This window comes from Streptomyces sp. DT2A-34, from assembly GCF_030499515.1.
Lineage (GTDB): Bacteria > Actinomycetota > Actinomycetes > Streptomycetales > Streptomycetaceae > Streptomyces.
In genome coordinates, this window is sequence record NZ_JASTWJ010000001.1 from 5,294,464 (window position 1) to 5,311,915 (window position 17,452).

Genomic DNA, 17,452 nt, shown 5'->3' on the forward strand with positions numbered 1-17,452 from the left:
GGTCTCGCTGCGCTATTCGTGCGTTGCGCTGCGAGAAGAGACTCTACAGGAGGGCGAGCCTCCTGGTCGAACTCACCCAACGTGCACGCCCTGTTACGGCGCCAGCGCGTCGATCGTCTTCACGATCCGCTTGTCGGAGATCGGATACGCCGTACCGAGCGCGTGGGCGAAATAGCTGACGCGGAGTTCCTCCAGCATCCAGCGGACGTCCAGCACCTGCTGCGGGACCGGGCGCCCCTGCGGCATCTGCTCCAGGAGCCAGACGTACTCGTCCTGCATCTCGTGGACCTTCTCCATGCGCGTCGTGTCGCGCTGGACGTTCGTCGGCATCTGCTGCAGCCGACGGTCCACCGCGATCAGATACCGCACGAGATCCGGCATGCGCCGCAGCCCCGCCTCCGTCACGAAGCCGGGCTTCACAAGGGCGTCCAGCTGCTTACGGACGTCCGTGAGGTTTGCCAGTAGGGCAGGGCTCCGTACGGCCTTCAGACGGCGCTCAGCGGCCTGCCAGGCGGCGAGGACCTGCTGCACTTGGGCCACCGTACGGACCGTCGTGTCGACGATCTCGGCGCGCACCTTGTCGTACAGCTTGCGGTGCGACTCCTCGTCCCACGCAGGCCCCCCGAAGTCGCCGATCAGCTTGTCCGCCGCCGCCATCGCGCAGTCGTCGAAGAGGGCCTGGATCGAGCCGTGCGGGTTCGCCGACAGCGCCAGCTTCTGCGCGTTCGTCAGGCGGTCGCTCGCGAATTTCGCCGGGTTCACCGGGATGTTGCGGAGGATGAGCCGGCGCGTGCCCTTCCACATCGCCTGCTGCTGCTCCGCCTCCGTGTCGAAGAGGCGTACGGAGACCAGGTCGCCGTCGTCCACCAGCGCCGGGTACGCCTTCACCGGCTGGCCGGCGCGGCGGGTCTCGAAGACGCGGGTGAGCGAGCCGATGGACCAGTCCGTCAGGCCCTGGCGCTCCAGCGACTCGCCGCCCTCGCGGGAGGCGGTGGCCGCCGCGGCCTGTGAGAGGGCCTTGCGCGCCTTCGGCTTCAGCCGCAGCTTCAGCGCCTCCAGGTCCTTGTCCTCCGCCAGCTTGCGGCGCCGTTCGTCGATGATCCGGAAGGTGATACGGAGGTGGTCCGGGACCTTCGGCCAGTCGAAGTCGTCCGCGGTGAACGGGACCCCGACCATGCGCTTCAGTTCGCGCGCCATGGTCACCGTCAGCGGCTCCTGCAACGGCACCGCCGTGTCGAGGAACCGCTGCGCGAAGTTCGGCGCCGGCACGTAGTTGCGGCGGATCGGCTTGGGGAGCGAGCGGATCAGCTCCGTCACCAACTCCTCGCGCAGGCCCGGGATCTGCCAGTCGAAGCCCTCGTCCGTGACCTGGTTGAGGACCTGGAGCGGGATATGGACCGTCACGCCGTCCGCGTCCGCGCCCGGCTCGAACTGGTACGTCACCCGGAACTTCAGCGCTCCCTGCCGCCAGGTGTCCGGATAGTCCGCCTTGGTGACCGCCTCGGCCGACTCCCGGATGAGCATCTCGCGCTCGAAGTCCAGGAAGTCCGGCTGCTCGTGCCGCTTGCGCTTCCACCAGGAGTCGAAGTGGGCCCCGGAGACGACGTGTTCCGGGACCTTCTCGTCGTAGAAGTCGAACAGCGTCTCGTCGTCGACGACGATGTCCCGGCGCCGCGCCCGATGCTCCAACTCCTCGACCTCGCTGAGGAGTTTGCGGTTGTCGGCGAAGAACTTGTGGTGGGTGCGCCAGTCGCCCTCGACGAGGGCGTTGCGGATGAACAGCTCGCGGCTGACCTCGGGGTCGATACGGCCGTAGTTCACCTTGCGCTGGGCGATGATCGGGACGCCGTACAGCGTGACCTTCTCGTACGCCATCACGGCCGCCTGGTCCTTCTCCCAGTGCGGTTCGCTGTATGTCCGCTTCAGCAGGTGCTCGGCGAGCGGCTCGATCCACTCGGGCTCGATCTTGGCGTTGACGCGGGCCCAGAGGCGGGAGGTCTCGACGAGTTCGGCGGACATCACGAAGCGCGGGGGCTTCTTGAAGAGGGCCGAGCCCGGGAAGATCGCGAACTTGGCGCTGCGGGCGCCGAGGTACTCGTTCTTCGCGCCCTCCTTCACGTCCTTCATCCCGATGTGGGAGAGGAGGCCGGCGAGGAGGGAGACGTGGACGCGGTCGGCGGGGGCGTCGTCCTCGTTGAGGTGGATGCCCATCTGCTTGGCGACCGTGCGGAGCTGCGTGTAGATGTCCTGCCACTCGCGGATGCGCAGGAAGTTCAGGTACTCCTGCTTGCACATGCGCCGGAAGGAGCTCGATCCCCGCTCCTTCTGCTGCTCGCGGATGTAGCGCCACAGGTTGAGGTACGCGAGGAAGTCGCTCGTCTCGTCCTTGAAGCGGGCGTGCTGCTGGTCGGCCTGGGTCTGCTTGTCGGCCGGGCGCTCGCGCGGATCCTGGATGGAGAGCGCGGCGGCTATGACCATGACCTCGCGGACACAGCCGTTCTTGTCGGCCTCCAGGACCATGCGGGCCAGGCGCGGGTCGACGGGGAGCTGGGCGAGCTTGCGGCCGCTGTCCGTGAGCCGCTTGCGTACGTCCTTCTGCGTCGGGTCCAGCGCGCCGAGCTCCTGCAGGAGCTGGACGCCGTCGCGGATGTTGCGGTGGTCCGGCGGGTCGATGAACGGGAACTTCTCGATGTCGCCGAGGCCGGCCGCGGTCATCTGCAGGATGACGGAGGCGAGGTTCGTCCGCAGGATCTCCGCGTCCGTGAACTCCGGGCGGGCGAGGAAGTCGTCCTCGGAGTACAGGCGGATGCAGATGCCGTCCGACGTACGGCCGCAGCGGCCCTTGCGCTGGTTGGCGCTCGCCTGCGAGATCGGCTCGATGGGGAGCCGCTGCACCTTGGTGCGATGGCTGTACCGGCTGATCCGGGCGAAGCCGGGGTCGATCACGTACTTGATGCCCGGGACGGTGAGGGAGGTCTCGGCGACGTTGGTCGCCAGAACGATCCTGCGGCCGGTGTGGGCCTGGAAGACGCGATGCTGCTCCGCGTGGGAGAGGCGGGCGTAGAGGGGAAGAACCTCGGTGAACCGGTAGTTCCTCTTGACCAGCGCGTCCGCCGTGTCCCGGATCTCCCTCTCACCCGAGAGGAAGACGAGGATGTCGCCCTTGCCCTCCCCCTGAAGCTCCTCGACCGCATCGCAGATCGCGGTGATCTGGTCGCGGTCGGAATCGTCACCGTCCTCCTCGAGGAGCGGGCGATAACGCACCTCCACCGGATACGTCCGCCCGCTGACCTCGATGATCGGGGCGTCCCCGAAGTGCCGGGAGAACCGCTCGGGATCGATGGTGGCCGAGGTGATGACGACCTTCAGATCCGGCCGCTTCGGCAGCAGCTGCGCCAGATAGCCGAGCAGGAAGTCGATGTTGAGGGACCGCTCATGGGCCTCGTCGATGATGATCGTGTCGTAGGCGCGCAGCTCGCGGTCGGTCTGGATCTCGGCGAGCAGGATGCCGTCGGTCATGAGCTTGATGAAGGTGGCGTCCGGGTTCACCTGGTCGGTGAAGCGGACCTTCCAGCCGACGGACTCGCCGAGCGGCGTGTCCAGCTCCTCCGCCACCCGCTCGGCGACCGTGCGGGCCGCGATACGGCGGGGCTGCGTGTGCCCGATCATGCCGCGCACGCCGCGCCCGAGTTCGAGACAGATCTTCGGGATCTGCGTGGTCTTGCCGGACCCGGTCTCACCGGCGACGATCACCACCTGGTGGTCGCGGATGGCGGCCGCGATGTCGCTCTTCTTCTGGCTGACCGGCAGCTGCTCGGGGTACGTGACGGCGGGCACACGGGCGCGCCGGGTGGCGATACGCTCCTCGCCCCTGGCGATCTCCGCCTCGATCTCGGCGAGCACGGCGGCGCGCGCCTCCGGCTTACGGATCTTGCGCGCACCTTCGAGCCGCCGACCCAGCCGCTGCGCTTCGCGCAGGGAGAGCTCGGTCAGGCGGGGGGCGAGGGCGCCGAGGGCGGGGGCAGGGTGCGTAGACATACGCGATCCAGGATCTCATCCCGGGGAAAGAGGGGCGAGCCCTTTTGGGCCCGCCTCCCCCGCGTGCGTCAGGTGGACGGGCACCCAGGTGCCGTCCTCCTTACTCCTTCCAGGCCGACGCGCCGACCTCGCGTTCCCGGAGTACGCCCTTCACGGTGATGAGCGACGAAAACCCCCACCGGCGACCGGTGGGGGTTTTCGTACTGTGTGGCTGGGGCCGGGGTCGAACCGGCGACCTATCGCTTTTCAGGCGATCGCTCGTACCAACTGAGCTACCCAGCCGCGAGGCCTACAAGAAGCCTCAGCGGTCCTGACGGGATTTGAACCCGCGGCCTCCACCTTGACAGGGTGGCGAGCACTCCAAACTGCTCCACAGGACCAAGCAATGCGTACGACAGTGTCGCACACCGTACTGCGTGCCCCCAACGGGATTCGAACCCGTGCTACCGCCTTGAAAGGGCGGCGTCCTAGGCCGCTAGACGATGAGGGCTATCGGCCCGCCTGGGCGCTTCTCAGCGCGTCGGGGACGTGAGAAGCATATGGGATGGCGGGAGGTATCGCCAAAACGGTTTACGGGGTGGGGCTCGGGGACGGGGTCGGCGAGCCGGTCGGTGAGTCGGTCGCGCCCGGTTGGTTCTCCTCCACCAGGTGGCGGCGTACCTCTGCCGTCGTCAGGCCCAGGCCGCCCAGTTCGATCTCGTCCCAGGCCTGGAGACGGCGGGTGTCGCGGTCGAAGTAGAGGATCGAGGTCTGGATGGGGTCGGGGTGTTTGCCCTCGATCGCGCGCAGGCCGCTGCCCCCGGTGGAGCCTTCGACGCGCAGGCGGGTGCCGTAGGGGAGGACCTCCATCTCCTGGTGGTGGATGTGGCCGGCCAGGGCCAGGGGGACCTCGCCGTCGGTCTGGCGGGCGGCGACCGGTTCGTGGGCGATGGCGACGTCCACGGGGGTGCCGGCGGTCTCCTGGTCGCGCAGGGACGTGGCCAGGCGGGCGCCGGCCAGTTCGTTGGCCGCGTCGCCGCCGGGGACCTTTGAGCGGTCGGGGGTGAACTGGGGGTCGCCGATGCCGGCGAAGCGCAGGCCCGCGACGGTCTGGGCCTTGCCGTCGTCCAGGACGTGGACGTTCTTCAGGTTCTCCAGGTAGCGCTGGGTCACGTGGGAGTCGTGGTTGCCGCGGACCCAGACGTAGGGGGCGCCGAGGTCCTCGATGGGGTCGAGGAAGCCGTTCTCGGCGGCGGTGCCGTGGTCCATGGTGTCGCCGGAGTCGACGATCACGTTGACCTTGTACTGGTCCACGAGCGAGGCGATGATCTTCCAGCTCGCCGGGTTGAGGTGGATGTCGGACACGTGCAGGACGCGGATGGTGCTCGGGTCGGGTGCGTAGGCGGGGAGCGTGGAGGTGGCGTCGTAGAGCTTGGTCACGTTGGTGACCAGGCGGGCCAACTCCTTTTGGTAGACGTCGAATTCGGTGACGATGCTGCGCGCGTTGCCGACCAGGGAGGGCGCCGAGGAGAGCAGGCCCGAGAACTTCGGCTCCAGGACGGATTCGGGGTTCCAGGTGGCGTACGCCGTGCCGCCCGAGGCCGCCAGGAGGGTGAGGGCGAGGCCGCCGGCCGCCAGGGCGCGGCGGGGGCGGCGGTAGACCGCCAGGCCCAGGGCCGTGGCTCCGGAGACGACGGCCACGCAGCTGCGTACGGCCAGGTCGCGGGTGCCGTGGGCGACGTCCTGGGTGACCTCGTCCTGGAGGCCGGAGAGGCGTTCGGGGTGGTCGACGAGGGCCTGGGCGCGGGCGGGGTCCAGCTGGTCGACGTTGACGTCCAGGCGGACGGGGGCGATGTGGCTGTCCAGTTGGAGGGCGCCGAGCGGGGAGACGTTGATCTTCGTGCCGCCGGTGGCGGACGGGCGCAGCGTCATCGTCGTGTTCATGGGGCCGACCGGGACCCGTACGTTGCCGACGATCAGCAGGCCGAGCCAGGCGCCGAGGAGGACGACGGTGACCAGGCCGAGGGCGCGTGTCCACGGGTGGGGTTGGGAGACGAGTTCCGGGGTGGGGTGCGGGCGGCGGGTGGCGTAACGGCGGGCGAGGGCGCGTGGGGCCCTGGGGAGAGGGGCGAGAACCTTCCGGACTGCGGCGGGGACGCGGGCCATTGGTCCCGTATGCCCAAGTGCGGGGGTGGGTATGCGGGGCCGTTGGCGGCTCCTTCACGGCTGGTTCGCGCCCGGGGTTCGTACCCGACAATGGGCCTGTGCTGGAGATGACGCGCGAGGAGTTCGAGGAACTGGTCGCCGAGGCGCTGGACCGGATTCCGCCGGAGTTGACGCGGCTGATGGACAACGTCGCGGTGTTCGTCGAGGACGAACCGCCGACGGACGATCCCGAGCTGCTCGGGTTGTACGAGGGGACTCCGCTGACCGAGCGCGGGGAGTGGTACGCCGGGGTGCTGCCGGATCGGATCACGATCTACCGGGGGCCGACGCTGCGGATGTGTGAGTCGCGGGAGGAGGTCGTCGAGGAGACCGAGGTGACGGTGGTGCACGAGATCGCGCATCACTTCGGGATCGACGACGCGCGGTTGCACGCGCTCGGGTACGGGTGAGCGGGGCTCCGAGGGGCCTGTGAACCTGTGAATGCGGGGCGCGTGTCCTCTTGTGGGCGGCGGGAGTTGGGCAGGTTGACTTCTTCGCCCGCCCATGGAGGTGGCTCCCGTGCGCCCCTTGTACGTACCTGTCCGTCTGGCTGCCACGGTGATGGCCGTCGCCGCCGCATCCGGCTGTATGAGCGTGGGTGACGACGGCGGAGGCGGGAGCGCGAAGCCGTCGCACTCCGTGGGGCAGCGTGGTGGTGAGGCGCCCGACGGGGGGTCGGCCGTGTCGGGTGGCGGCACCGGGTACGGGGCGCATGTGGACGACCGCAAGCGGGAGAAGGAGAAGCGCAAGGGGAAGCGCAAGGGCGAGAAGGGGGCGGAGGAGTCGGCGTCCGCCTCGGCGTCGCCGTCCGCGGACGTGAGCGCTTCCGCCCCGGCGGGGGCAAGCCGCCGGCCAAGCCGGGGCAGACCGAGAAGCCGGGGCCCACCCGTACGGCGGAGCCGACGCCCACCCGGACGCCGGATCCGGAGCCGACGCCGAGCCAGGAGCCGACGTCGGCCCTGCCGACGCCCACGGAGGCCGAGCCGTCGTCGTCGGCGCATGAGGAGACGGGGCCGCAGCTGGCCCAGCGGGAGCCGGCGCCGACTGCGGGGGCGCCCGCGTGACCTGGGGCCTGTCGTTTGGATCAGCTCGGCGTCGCGGGGTCGAGAGGGGTGGTGGCAAGTGACGTTGCCTACACGGGCGACGGCCAGTTTGCCTTGGGGGGCCTGGGGTGCGTATGGTGGTAGATCGTTTGATCCCATTTGCCCGGCGCCACTGCAGAGCGCGCCGTGTGGCGCGTTCTCTCCCTTGCCGTGGCTGACCGCATTGAGGCGGTCGTATTGCGAATCACGGAGTTGACGGGCGCGTGCCGACGAGACTCCGGAAGGTTTCGCATACGCATGTCCATTTCCAGTACTGATCACGTCGTGGTGCCCGAGGACGCGGAGAACGCGTCCGTCGAGGAGACTCCCGAGGTGACCTTCGCGGACCTCGGTCTCCCCGAGGGCGTCGTCCGCAAGCTCGCCCAGAACGGCGTGACCACCCCCTTCCCGATCCAGGCCGCGACCATCCCGGACGCCCTGGCCGGCAAGGACATCCTCGGCCGTGGCCGCACCGGCTCCGGCAAGACCCTCTCCTTCGGTCTGCCGACCCTGGCCACGCTGGCCGGCGGCCGCACCGAGAAGCACAAGCCGCGCGCGGTCATCCTCACCCCGACCCGTGAGCTGGCCATGCAGGTCGCCGACGCGCTTCAGCCCTACGGCGACGTCCTGGGCCTGAAGATGAAGGTCGTCTGCGGCGGTACGTCCATGGGCAACCAGATCTACGCCCTGGAGCGCGGTGTCGACGTCCTCGTCGCCACCCCGGGCCGCCTGCGCGACATCATCAACCGCGGCGCGTGCTCCCTGGAGAACGTGCAGATCGCCGTCCTCGACGAGGCCGACCAGATGTCGGACCTGGGCTTCCTGCCCGAGGTCACCGAGCTGCTCGACCAGATCCCGGCGGGCGGTCAGCGCATGCTGTTCTCGGCCACGATGGAGAACGAGATCTCCACGCTGGTCAAGCGCTACCTGACCAACCCGGTCACGCACGAGGTCGACAGCGCCCAGGGCAACGTCACGACCATGTCGCACCACATCCTCATCGTGAAGCCCAAGGACAAGGCGCCGGTCACCGCCGCGATCGCCTCCCGCAAGGGCCGCACGATCATCTTCGTCCGCACCCAGCTGGGCGCCGACCGTATCGCCGAGCAGCTGTGCGACTCCGGTGTGAAGGCCGACGCGCTGCACGGCGGTATGACGCAGGGCGCGCGTACCCGCGTGCTGGAGGACTTCAAGAAGGGCTACGTCAACGCGCTCGTCGCGACTGACGTCGCCGCCCGCGGCATCCACGTCGACGGCATCGACCTGGTCCTGAACGTGGACCCGGCCGGCGACCACAAGGACTACCTGCACCGGGCCGGCCGTACGGCGCGTGCGGGGCGTACGGGCACGGTCGTGTCCCTCTCCCTGCCGCACCAGCGCCGGCAGATCTTCCGGCTGATGGAGGACGCGGGCGTCGACGCCTCGCGCCACATCATCCAGGGCGGCAACGCCTTCGACCCGGAGGTCGCCGAGATCACCGGCGCCCGTTCGATGACCGAGGTGCAGGCCGAGTCCGCGGGCAACGCCGCGCAGCAGGCCGAGCATGAGGTGGCTCACCTCACCAAGCAGCTGGAGCGGGCGCAGCGGCGCGCCGCGGAGCTGCGTGAGGAGGCCGACCGGCTCGTCGCCCGGGCCGCGCGCGAGCGGGGCGAGGACCCCGAGGCAGCGGTCGTTGAGTCGCAGGCCGCGCAGGCTTCGGCGACGGTCGAGACCGTCGAGGTGGCCGTGCCCGAGCAGCAGCCGGTGGCGCAGGACGCCGACAGGTCGGAGGCTCCGGCGTACGAGCGTCGTGAGCGTCGTGACAACGACCGTGGTGGCTTCCGTCGGGACGACCGCCGCGATGACCGTCGGGACGACCGGGGTGGGCGTTCCTTCGAGCGTCGGGACAACGACCGCGGTGGGTTCAACCGTGACCGTGGCGAGCGTGGTTTCGAGCGTCGCGACAACGACCGTGGCGGCTTCCGTCGCGACGACCGTCGGGACGACCGCCGCGATGACCGTCGGGACGACCGGGGTGGGCGTTCCTTCGAGCGTCGGGACAACGACCGCGGTGGGTTCAACCGTGACCGTGGCGAGCGTGGTTTCGAGCGCCGTGACAACGACCGTGGCGGCTTCCGTCGCGACGACCGTCGGGACGACCGCGGTGGCCGTTCCTTCGAGCGTCGGGACGACCGTGGTGGCCGTCCCTTCGAGCGCCGCGACGACCGGGGTGGGTTCCGTCGGGACGACCGGCCGGCCGGTCGTTCCTTCGAGCGCCGGGACGAGCGCGGTGGGCACCGCGGCAGCGACCGCCCCTTCAACCGTGACCGCCGCGACGACCGTCCGGGCTTCCGCTCCGGCGGCCACGACCGGCCCGGCCACGACCGGCCCGGCCACGACCGGCCCGGCCACGACCGGCCCGGCCACGACCGGCCGTACGGCCGCCGTGACGACCACCGCGGTGGCGGCTCCTTCCAGCGCCGCGAGGACAAGCCGCGCTGGAAGCGCAACGGCTGACGCCGAGTGAGCTGCGAGGGCCCGTACGACTTTGTCGTACGGGCCCTTTTCAGTCGCCTGTGACGCATGTCACGCCGCTCGGGCGGGAATCGCTGGGGGCATGACAGATGACGCGATAGCGAGTGGGCTGTCGGACGAGGAACGGCTTGCCCAGCTCGGTTACACCCAGGTCCTCGCCCGCCGTATGTCGGCGTTCTCCAACTACGCCGTCTCCTTCACGATCATCTCCGTCCTGTCGGGCTGCCTGACCCTCTACCTCTTCGGCATGAACACGGGCGGCCCCGCCGTGATCATGTGGGGCTGGGTGGCCGTGGGTCTGATGACCCTCTTCGTCGGCCTGTCGATGGCCGAGATCTGCTCGGCGTACCCGACGTCGGCGGGCCTGTACTTCTGGGCGCACCGGCTCGCGCCGCCGCGTACGGCCGCCGTCTGGGCGTGGTTCACGGGCTGGTTCAACGTGCTGGGCCAGGTGGCGGTGACGGCCGGCATCGACTTCGGGGCCGCGTCCTTCCTGGGTGCGTATCTGAACCTGCAGTTCGGCTTCGAGGTGAGGCCGGGCCGGACGATCCTGCTCTTCGCGGGGATCCTGGTGCTGCACGGCCTGCTGAACACCTTCGGTGTGCGCGTCGTCGCCCTGCTCAACAGCATCAGCGTGTGGTGGCACGTGCTGGGTGTCGCGGTGATCGTCGGCGCGCTGGCCTTCGTACCGGACAGGCACCAGTCCGCTTCCTTCGTGTTCGGCGAGTTCGTGAACAACACGGGCTGGGGAAGCGGGGTGTACGTGGTGCTGCTGGGGCTGCTGATGGCCCAGTACACCTTCACCGGGTACGACGCCTCGGCCCATATGACGGAGGAGACCCACGACGCGTCGACGGCGGGCCCGAAGGGCATCGTGCGGTCGATCTGGACGTCATGGATCGCGGGATTCGTCCTCCTCCTGGGCTTCACCTTCGCCATCCAGTCGTACGAGGGTGCGCTGGCGTCCCCGACGGGCGCGCCGCCCGCGCAGATCCTGCTCGACGCGCTCGGGGCGACGGCGGGCAAGCTGCTCCTGCTGGTCGTCATCGGGGCGCAGCTGTTCTGCGGGATGGCGTCCGTGACGGCCAACAGCCGCATGATCTACGCCTTTTCGCGCGACGGGGCGCTGCCCTTCTCCCACATCTGGCACACGGTCAGCCCGCGCACCCGCACGCCGGTCGCGGCGGTGTGGCTGGCGGCGGGCGGGGCGCTGCTCCTCGGGCTGCCGTATCTGATCAACGTGACGGCGTACGCCGCGGTGACCTCGATCGCGGTGATCGGCCTGTACATCGCGTACGTCATCCCGACGCTGCTGCGGCTGCGCAAGGGGGAGGCCTTCGAGCGGGGGCCGTGGCATCTGGGCCGCTGGTCGAGGGCCGTGGGTGTGGTGGCGGTGGCGTGGGTCGGCGTGATCACGGTGCTGTTCATGCTGCCGCAGGTGTCCCCGGTGACCTGGGAGACCTTCAACTACGCCCCCATCGCCGTGCTCGTCGTCCTCGGCTTCGCCATGACCTGGTGGCTGGCCTCGGCCCGGCACTGGTTCCTCAACCCCGACCACGAGCGGACGATCGCCCGCGAGGCGGCTCGGGCGGGGGCGCCCGAAGTGGTGGATCCGTAGGGCTGCGGCTCGGCGGACCCGTGGCGCGGAGGCGCGCGAAGGCTCATTCCGACGCCGTCCGCACCGGCGACGCGGCCGTGTCCCCGATACCCGATCGGCGACACGGCCACGGGCGGCTATGCTCAGGGTGGCAACATCGCCTGGGCCCTTAGCTCAATTGGCAGAGCAGTGGACTTTTAATCCATTGGTTGTGGGTTCGAGTCCCACAGGGCCTACAAGAGAGCCCCAGTTCAGACGACTTCTGGACTGGGGCTCGCGGCGTTTTCGGGTTGCTTTCGGCACGGGTACCAGGCACAGACGGACTCGGCGCCGGGCTGGTGGGCCCGGCGCCGAGGCTTGGTGCGGTGAACTGGGACAGCTAGTGGTGACAACTCGAGCCGGTGTGGTTGATTTGCCCGCCCGCGCTGCCTTCACCATTGAGTGCGTTGCCCAGCAGACCGTTGAGCACGCCGACCTGGCCGAGGATGTCGATGTTCTGGTCGTGCGACTTGCATCCTCCGTGGTCGTGCCCGCCGTATGCGTTGGCAGTGCCGGTGGCTATGAAGCTGAAGCTCCCCAGGATGGCGGCCGCGACAGCGGCCTTCTGAAGCTTGCGCATTGCTCCTCCTTGGGTCGGGTAGAGCGCACCATCGATAGATCCACTTTGCGCTCATTTCGGAGGCTAATCCGATATCTCCCGCCGCGCTCATCGGGACTGCCATATGGGGGTCCTGAGGGTCAATCGGCTGTGACGGAGCCTCAATGTCCGCAACCCCGGGCGTACTTCGACTTCTCATGTTTTGGCTTGCGCCTTTCCGTGAGAGGCGGTTAGCTGTGTCTCACGGATATGTTCACTCCTAACCGTGAGGTTTGACGATGGCTGCCCCTCGCACCACCCCTCGCACCACGGCCCGCAACACCAGCGAGCGAGTCCCCGTCCGCGTCTTCGGCGGCCCGACCGCCCTCATCGAGTACGGCGGCCTGCGCCTCCTCACCGATCCCACCTTCGACGCCCCCGGCGACTACCCGCTGGGAGACGGCCGTGCCCTGACCAAGACCGCCGCCGCCTCCGTATCGCCCGCCGAGCTCGGGCGGATCGACGTGGTTCTGCTCTCGCACGACGAGCACCCCGACAACCTCGACGTCTCCGGCCGCGCGCTGCTCGCCGAGGTGCCGTTGACCTTGACCACGCCGAGCGGCGCGGGCCGGCTGGGCGGTACCGCTCGGGGGCTGGGGGACTGGGAGTCCGTGACGGTGGACCGGCCCGGCGGGGGTGCGATCACCGTGACCGGGGTGCCGGCGCTGCACGGCCCGGGGGAGCGCGAGGAGCTCGAAGCGGTCGTCGGGCAGGTCGTCGGCTTCGTGCTGACCGGGGACGGTCTGCCCACGGTGTACATCAGCGGCGACAACGCCCAGCTCGGGCCGGTCAAGGAGATCGCCGAGCGGTTCGGGCCGGTGGACACGGCCGTCCTCTTCGCCGGGGCCGCCCGCGTGGCGGTACTCGATCGCCAGTTGCTCACCCTCGACAGCGTCCGGGCCGTGGAGGCCGCCCGGATCCTCGGGGCGCGCCGGATCGTCCCCGTCCACTTCGACAGTTGGGCCCACTTCACCGAGGGGCGCGACGAGCTGGTGGCCGCGTTCACCGAGGCGGGGCTGATCGACCGGGTCCAGCTGGGCTGACCGGCGCCCAGGGGGCCGGCTCGCCGCCTCACCGCCTCGTCGTCTCACAGGAATGTCACAGCCTGGTCCGATAAGTCCTACGTGACGCATGGCGAGTTTGTGCCAGTCAGCGATCTCAGCTCTCTGAACTACCAACAGAAATCGGTCCCTTGAGGGAAGCTGGGCGATCATCCGGGATCACATTCCGGACCGCGGCGGTCGAAGGTGCTCGATACGGCCGCCGACGTCTACGTTCCTTCAGCACCAGGGATCACCATGCCCACCACCCCCCACCAGGCCCCGATACCGGGGGCGAAACGCGCCGCCCGTATCGCCGTGGCCGCAGGCCTCGTCGCCGCGCTCTCCGCGGCCGGGCCCATACCCCTCGCCCTCGCCGCGGACGGCACCACCGCCACCGCGGCCGACCCCGGCGTCAAGTCCGCGCACGACAAGCTCGGTTCGGACGACGCCGACCTCCTCGCGGAGGCGAAGGCACAGCGCGACAAGACCGTCACGATGATGATCGCCACGGCACCCGGACAGACCGAGAAGCTCGCCGAGGAGCTGGACGCGGTCAAGGGCGGCTCCGTGGGCCGTACGTACGACAAGCTCGGCTACGTACGGGCCACGGTGCCGACCGCCAAGGCGGAGTCGGCCATTGCGGCCGCCGCCAAGCTCTCCTCCGTGCAGGCCATCGACCTGCGGGACGAAATACCCCTGGAGGAGCCGAGCCTCGACAGCGGCGGCAAGTCGAGCGCCTCCGCGGCCACTTACCCCGGCCCGGACAAGAACACCCCCGCGAAGAACCCGTACAACCCGTCCTTCGAGACGGGCGCCGTCGACTTCGTGAAGAAGAACCCGAAGGCGGACGGGCGTGGCGTGACCATCGGTGTCCTCGACACCGGCGTCGACCTCGCGAGCCCGGCGCTGCAGAAGACGACCACCGGTGAGCGCAAGATCGTCGACTGGGTGACCGCCACCGACCCGATCGTCGACGGCGACGGCACCTGGCGGGCGATGACCACCTCCGTCTCCGGGCCCTCCTTCACGTACGGCGGGAAGACCTGGAAGGCCCCTGCGGGCTCGTACGGGATCAGCACCTTCCGTGAGGCCGTCACCAACCAGGGCAAGGTCACGGAGGGCGACGCCGACGGCGACGTCAACCGCGACGGCGACACCACCGACGACTGGGGCGTGCTGTACGACGCCGCCGCCGGCACGGTCACCGTCGACGTCGACGACAACGGCGACTTCACCGACGACACCCCGATGAAGCCGTACAAGGACGGCCACCAGGTCGGCCACTTCGGCACCGACGACCCGGCCACGGACATCCCCGAGAGCCAGGACTTCGTCGTGGAGGTCCGCAAGGACGTCCCGATGGATCCGCTGGGCGGCGACTGGGTCGGCAAGAAGGCCGACTTCGTCAACATCGGCCTCACCGCCGGTTCGCACAGCAGCCACGTGGCCGGCATCACCGCCGCCAACGGCATGTTCGGCGGCAAGATGAACGGCGCCGCCCCCGGCGCGAAGATCGTCTCGTCGCGCGCCTGCCTCTTCGGGCCCAGCTGCTCCACCGTCGCGATCACCGAGGGCATGATCGACCTCGTCGTCAACCGCGGCGTCGACGTCGTCAACATGTCCATCGGCGGCTTGCCGCCCCTGAACGACGGCAACAACGCCGACGCCGAGCTGTACAACCGCCTGATCGACACCTACGGCGTCCAGCTCGTCCTCTCCGGCGGCAACTCCGGCCCCGGCGCCAACACCATCGCCGACCCGGGTCTGGCCGACAAGGTCATCTCGGTCGGCGCCGGTGTCTCCAAGGAGACCTTCGCCGCCAACTACGGCACCGGCGTCGAGAACAAGTACCAGCTGTTCAACTTCTCCTCGCGCGGCCCGCGTGAGGACGGCGGCTTCACGCCGACGGTCGTCGCCCCCGGCTCCGCGGTCAGCACGATCCCGGCCTGGATGCCCGGCTCGCCGGTCGCCGAGGCGGGCTGGAAGCTGCCGGCCGGCTACGCCATGTACAACGGCACGTCGATGGCGTCCCCCCAGACGGCGGGCGCGAGCGCGCTGCTGCTGAGCGCCGCCAAGCAGCAGGGCATCAAGCTGACGCCCCAGAAGCTGCGCACCGCGCTCACCTCGACCGCCCACCACATCGAGGGACTTCAGGCGTACGAGGAGGGTGCCGGCCTCATCGACGTCGTCGACGCCTGGAAGGCGATCAAGGCGGGCGCCACCGCGCACGACTACGCCGTGAAAGCCCCGGTCGACACCGCGCTCGACCAGGCGCTGAAGACGCCGGGCTTCGGCACGGGCGTCTACGACCGCGAGGGCGGCCTCAAGGCCGGGCAGAAGAAGACGTACGACGTCACGATCACCCGTACGTCCGGTCCCGCCGGCTCGCTCCCGCACACCCTGCGCCTGGCGAACAACCAGGCCCGCACCTTCTCGATCGTCGGCCCGAGGGTCGTCGACCTGCCGCTGAACAAGGCGGTGACCGTCAAGGTCCAGGCCGCCCCGAAGCACGCGGGCATCAAGAGCGTGATCCTGGAGGCCGACGACCCGAGGACCGTGGGCGTCGACAAGCAGATCCTGAACACCGTCGTGGTCTCCACGCCGGTCCAGCACACCTTCACCGCGTCCGGGTCGGTGCAGCGCAACAACGTCAAGTCGTACTTCGTCACCGTCCCCGAGGGCACGAAGTCGCTCCAGGTCACGCTGGGCGGCCTGGCGGAGGGCAGCCGGACGCTGTTCAGCGCCATCAGCCCGTACGGCACCCCGGTCGCCGACAACGACCCCAACACGCCGGACATCGCCTCCTACGAGGACCCGCTGCCCGGCGTCTGGGAGATCGAGGTCGACTCGCGCCGTACGTCGGCCCTGCTGGACAACCCGTACAAGCTGAACGCCACCGTGTACGGCGCGTCCTTCGACCCGGCGGCCGTGACCGTGCCGGAGGCCAAGGTCGGTACTCCGGTCGCCGCCTCCTGGACGGTGACCAACAAGCTGGAGGCCGTGGAGGGCACCCTCAGGGGCGGCACGCTCGGCTCGTCGAAGACCGCGCGGCCGACCATCGCCGACGGTGAGACGCAGACCAGCACCATCGAGGTGCCCGAGGGCACCACGTCGCTGGACGTCGCCATCGGCAAGGTCTCCGACCTGGCCTCCGACCTCGACCTGAACGTGTACGACGCCGAGGGCAAGCTCGTCGGCCAGTCCGCGGACGGCGACTCCGAGGAGGCCGTCTCCATCGCCAACCCGGCCGCCGGCAAGTACACCGTCGAGGTCGTCGGCTTCAAGGTGCCGTCCGGCTCCACCGCGTACGACTACCGGGACGCGTTCTTCTCCTCCGCGCTCGGCTCGATCACGGCCGACGACTCGACGCCGGTGAAGCTCGGCACGGGCGACTCGGCGAAGGTGGCGGCGAACGTCACGGTCGCGCGGGCCGTGCCCGAGGGCCGGCAGCTCTTCGGTGAGGTACGGCTGGTGAACACGCGCGGGACGACCGCGGGTGTCGGCGGGGTGACGATCGAGAAGGTCACGCCGTAGTCGTCGTAAGGCTGCCGTCGTCGTAAGGCTGTGGTCGACGTACGACTGAGGGGCGGGTGTCCGGCATCGGACGCCCGCCCCTTCGTCTTGCCCCCGTTCAGCCCACGTTGAGCCCCGCGAGGTCCCCCAGCGGCAGCGTGTGCTGGGTCTGCAGGACCTTCGCGCGCAGGTAGCGGACGTTGTCCGGGGTGGCGAAGACGCCGGTGGGGACGCGGTCCTGGACCTCGATGCCGAGGGCGCGCAACTGGTCGGCCTTGTCGGGGTTGTTGGAGAGCAGGTCCAGTTCGCCGATGCCCAGGGCGGTGAGCATCTGGGCGGCCGCCGTGTAGTCGCGGGCGTCCTCCGGCAGGCCGAGGGCGGCGTTCGCGGCGTAGGTGTCGAGGCCCTGGTCCTGGAGGGCGTACGCGTCCAGCTTGTTGTAGAGCCCGATGCCGCGGCCCTCCTGGCGCAGGTACAGCAGCACCCCGCCGCGCTCGGCGATGCGCTCGACGGCCTCGCGCAGCTGGGGGCCGCAGTCGCAGCGGGCCGAGCCGAAGACGTCGCCGGTCAGGCACTCGGAGTGCAGCCGGACCAGGGGGGTGGTGCCGGGGGCCGGGTCGCCGAGGACGACGGCCACGTGCTCCTGGCCGTCGGTCAGGCCGTGGAAGGTGACCAGCTCGGCGTCCACGGAGTAACCGTCGTGGAAGCGCAGCGGGACCCGGACGCGGGCGCGCTGGGTGGCGGCGGCGGTGAAGTCGGGCATGCGGGATCTCCGGGTTCCGTACGTGGGCCAGCTGCTTCAGATTTGAAGCAGCTCCTCGGTCCAGGACCCTACCCCATGCTT

Annotated in this window: 9 protein-coding genes and 4 tRNA genes; 6 read left to right on the forward strand and 7 right to left on the reverse strand. The window is 69.7% G+C overall.

Annotated features, from left to right (window positions below; genetic code table 11):
- Positions 1-93: 93 nt before the first annotated feature.
- From hrpA to QQM39_RS23565, 5 genes are all read right to left on the reverse strand, one after another.
- The gene (gene hrpA / locus QQM39_RS23545; RefSeq protein ID WP_301999479.1) at positions 94-4,038 is read right to left on the reverse strand and encodes an ATP-dependent RNA helicase HrpA; all 3,945 of its coding nucleotides are present in this window, start codon (positions 4,036-4,038) and stop codon (positions 94-96) included.
- A 208-nt stretch (positions 4,039-4,246) separates the two neighbouring features.
- Positions 4,247-4,320, reverse strand: a tRNA-Phe gene (locus tag QQM39_RS23550).
- Between the two features lie 23 nt (positions 4,321-4,343).
- A tRNA-Asp gene (locus tag QQM39_RS23555) sits at positions 4,344-4,418 on the reverse strand.
- A 37-nt stretch (positions 4,419-4,455) separates the two neighbouring features.
- Positions 4,456-4,528 (reverse strand) — tRNA-Glu (locus QQM39_RS23560).
- An 80-nt stretch (positions 4,529-4,608) separates the two neighbouring features.
- Positions 4,609-6,183: a metallophosphoesterase gene (locus QQM39_RS23565; protein ID WP_301999480.1), complete on the reverse strand. Its 1,575-nt coding sequence runs from the start codon at positions 6,181-6,183 to the stop codon at positions 4,609-4,611.
- Positions 6,184-6,281: 98 nt separating this feature from the next.
- Between QQM39_RS23565 and QQM39_RS23570 the strand changes: the two genes are divergently transcribed.
- From QQM39_RS23570 to QQM39_RS23590, 4 genes are all read left to right on the forward strand, one after another.
- Positions 6,282-6,632: a metallopeptidase family protein gene (locus QQM39_RS23570; protein WP_062714520.1), complete on the forward strand. Its 351-nt coding sequence runs from the start codon at positions 6,282-6,284 to the stop codon at positions 6,630-6,632.
- A 930-nt stretch (positions 6,633-7,562) separates the two neighbouring features.
- Positions 7,563-9,800: a DEAD/DEAH box helicase gene (locus QQM39_RS23580; RefSeq protein WP_301999483.1), complete on the forward strand. Its 2,238-nt coding sequence runs from the start codon at positions 7,563-7,565 to the stop codon at positions 9,798-9,800.
- A 100-nt stretch (positions 9,801-9,900) separates the two neighbouring features.
- Positions 9,901-11,436 carry an amino acid permease gene (locus QQM39_RS23585; RefSeq protein WP_301999484.1) on the forward strand — a complete coding sequence of 512 codons (1,536 nt, stop codon included), beginning with the start codon at positions 9,901-9,903 and terminating at the stop codon, positions 11,434-11,436.
- A 142-nt stretch (positions 11,437-11,578) separates the two neighbouring features.
- Positions 11,579-11,651 (forward strand) — tRNA-Lys (locus tag QQM39_RS23590).
- 143 nt (positions 11,652-11,794) lie between these two features.
- On the opposite strand, the gene QQM39_RS23595 is transcribed toward QQM39_RS23590, so the two are convergent.
- Positions 11,795-12,034, reverse strand: coding sequence for a hypothetical protein (locus tag QQM39_RS23595; protein WP_301999485.1), 240 nt, complete (start codon positions 12,032-12,034; stop codon positions 11,795-11,797).
- 257 nt (positions 12,035-12,291) lie between these two features.
- On the opposite strand from QQM39_RS23595, the gene QQM39_RS23600 reads away from it, so the two are divergent.
- Together QQM39_RS23600 and QQM39_RS23605 are read left to right on the forward strand one after the other, a co-directional pair.
- The gene (locus QQM39_RS23600) at positions 12,292-13,095 is read left to right on the forward strand and encodes an MBL fold metallo-hydrolase (RefSeq protein ID WP_301999486.1); all 804 of its coding nucleotides are present in this window, start codon (positions 12,292-12,294) and stop codon (positions 13,093-13,095) included.
- Between the two features lie 255 nt (positions 13,096-13,350).
- Positions 13,351-16,629, forward strand: a complete 3,279-nt coding sequence (locus tag QQM39_RS23605) for a S8 family serine peptidase (protein ID WP_301999488.1) — start codon at positions 13,351-13,353, stop codon at positions 16,627-16,629.
- 97 nt (positions 16,630-16,726) lie between these two features.
- Here QQM39_RS23605 and ribA read toward each other — a convergent pair whose 3' ends face one another.
- Entirely contained in the window at positions 16,727-17,371 is a 645-nt protein-coding gene (gene ribA, locus QQM39_RS23610; RefSeq protein WP_301999490.1) for a GTP cyclohydrolase II, read from the reverse strand.
- Between the last annotated feature and the right edge of the window lie 81 nt (positions 17,372-17,452).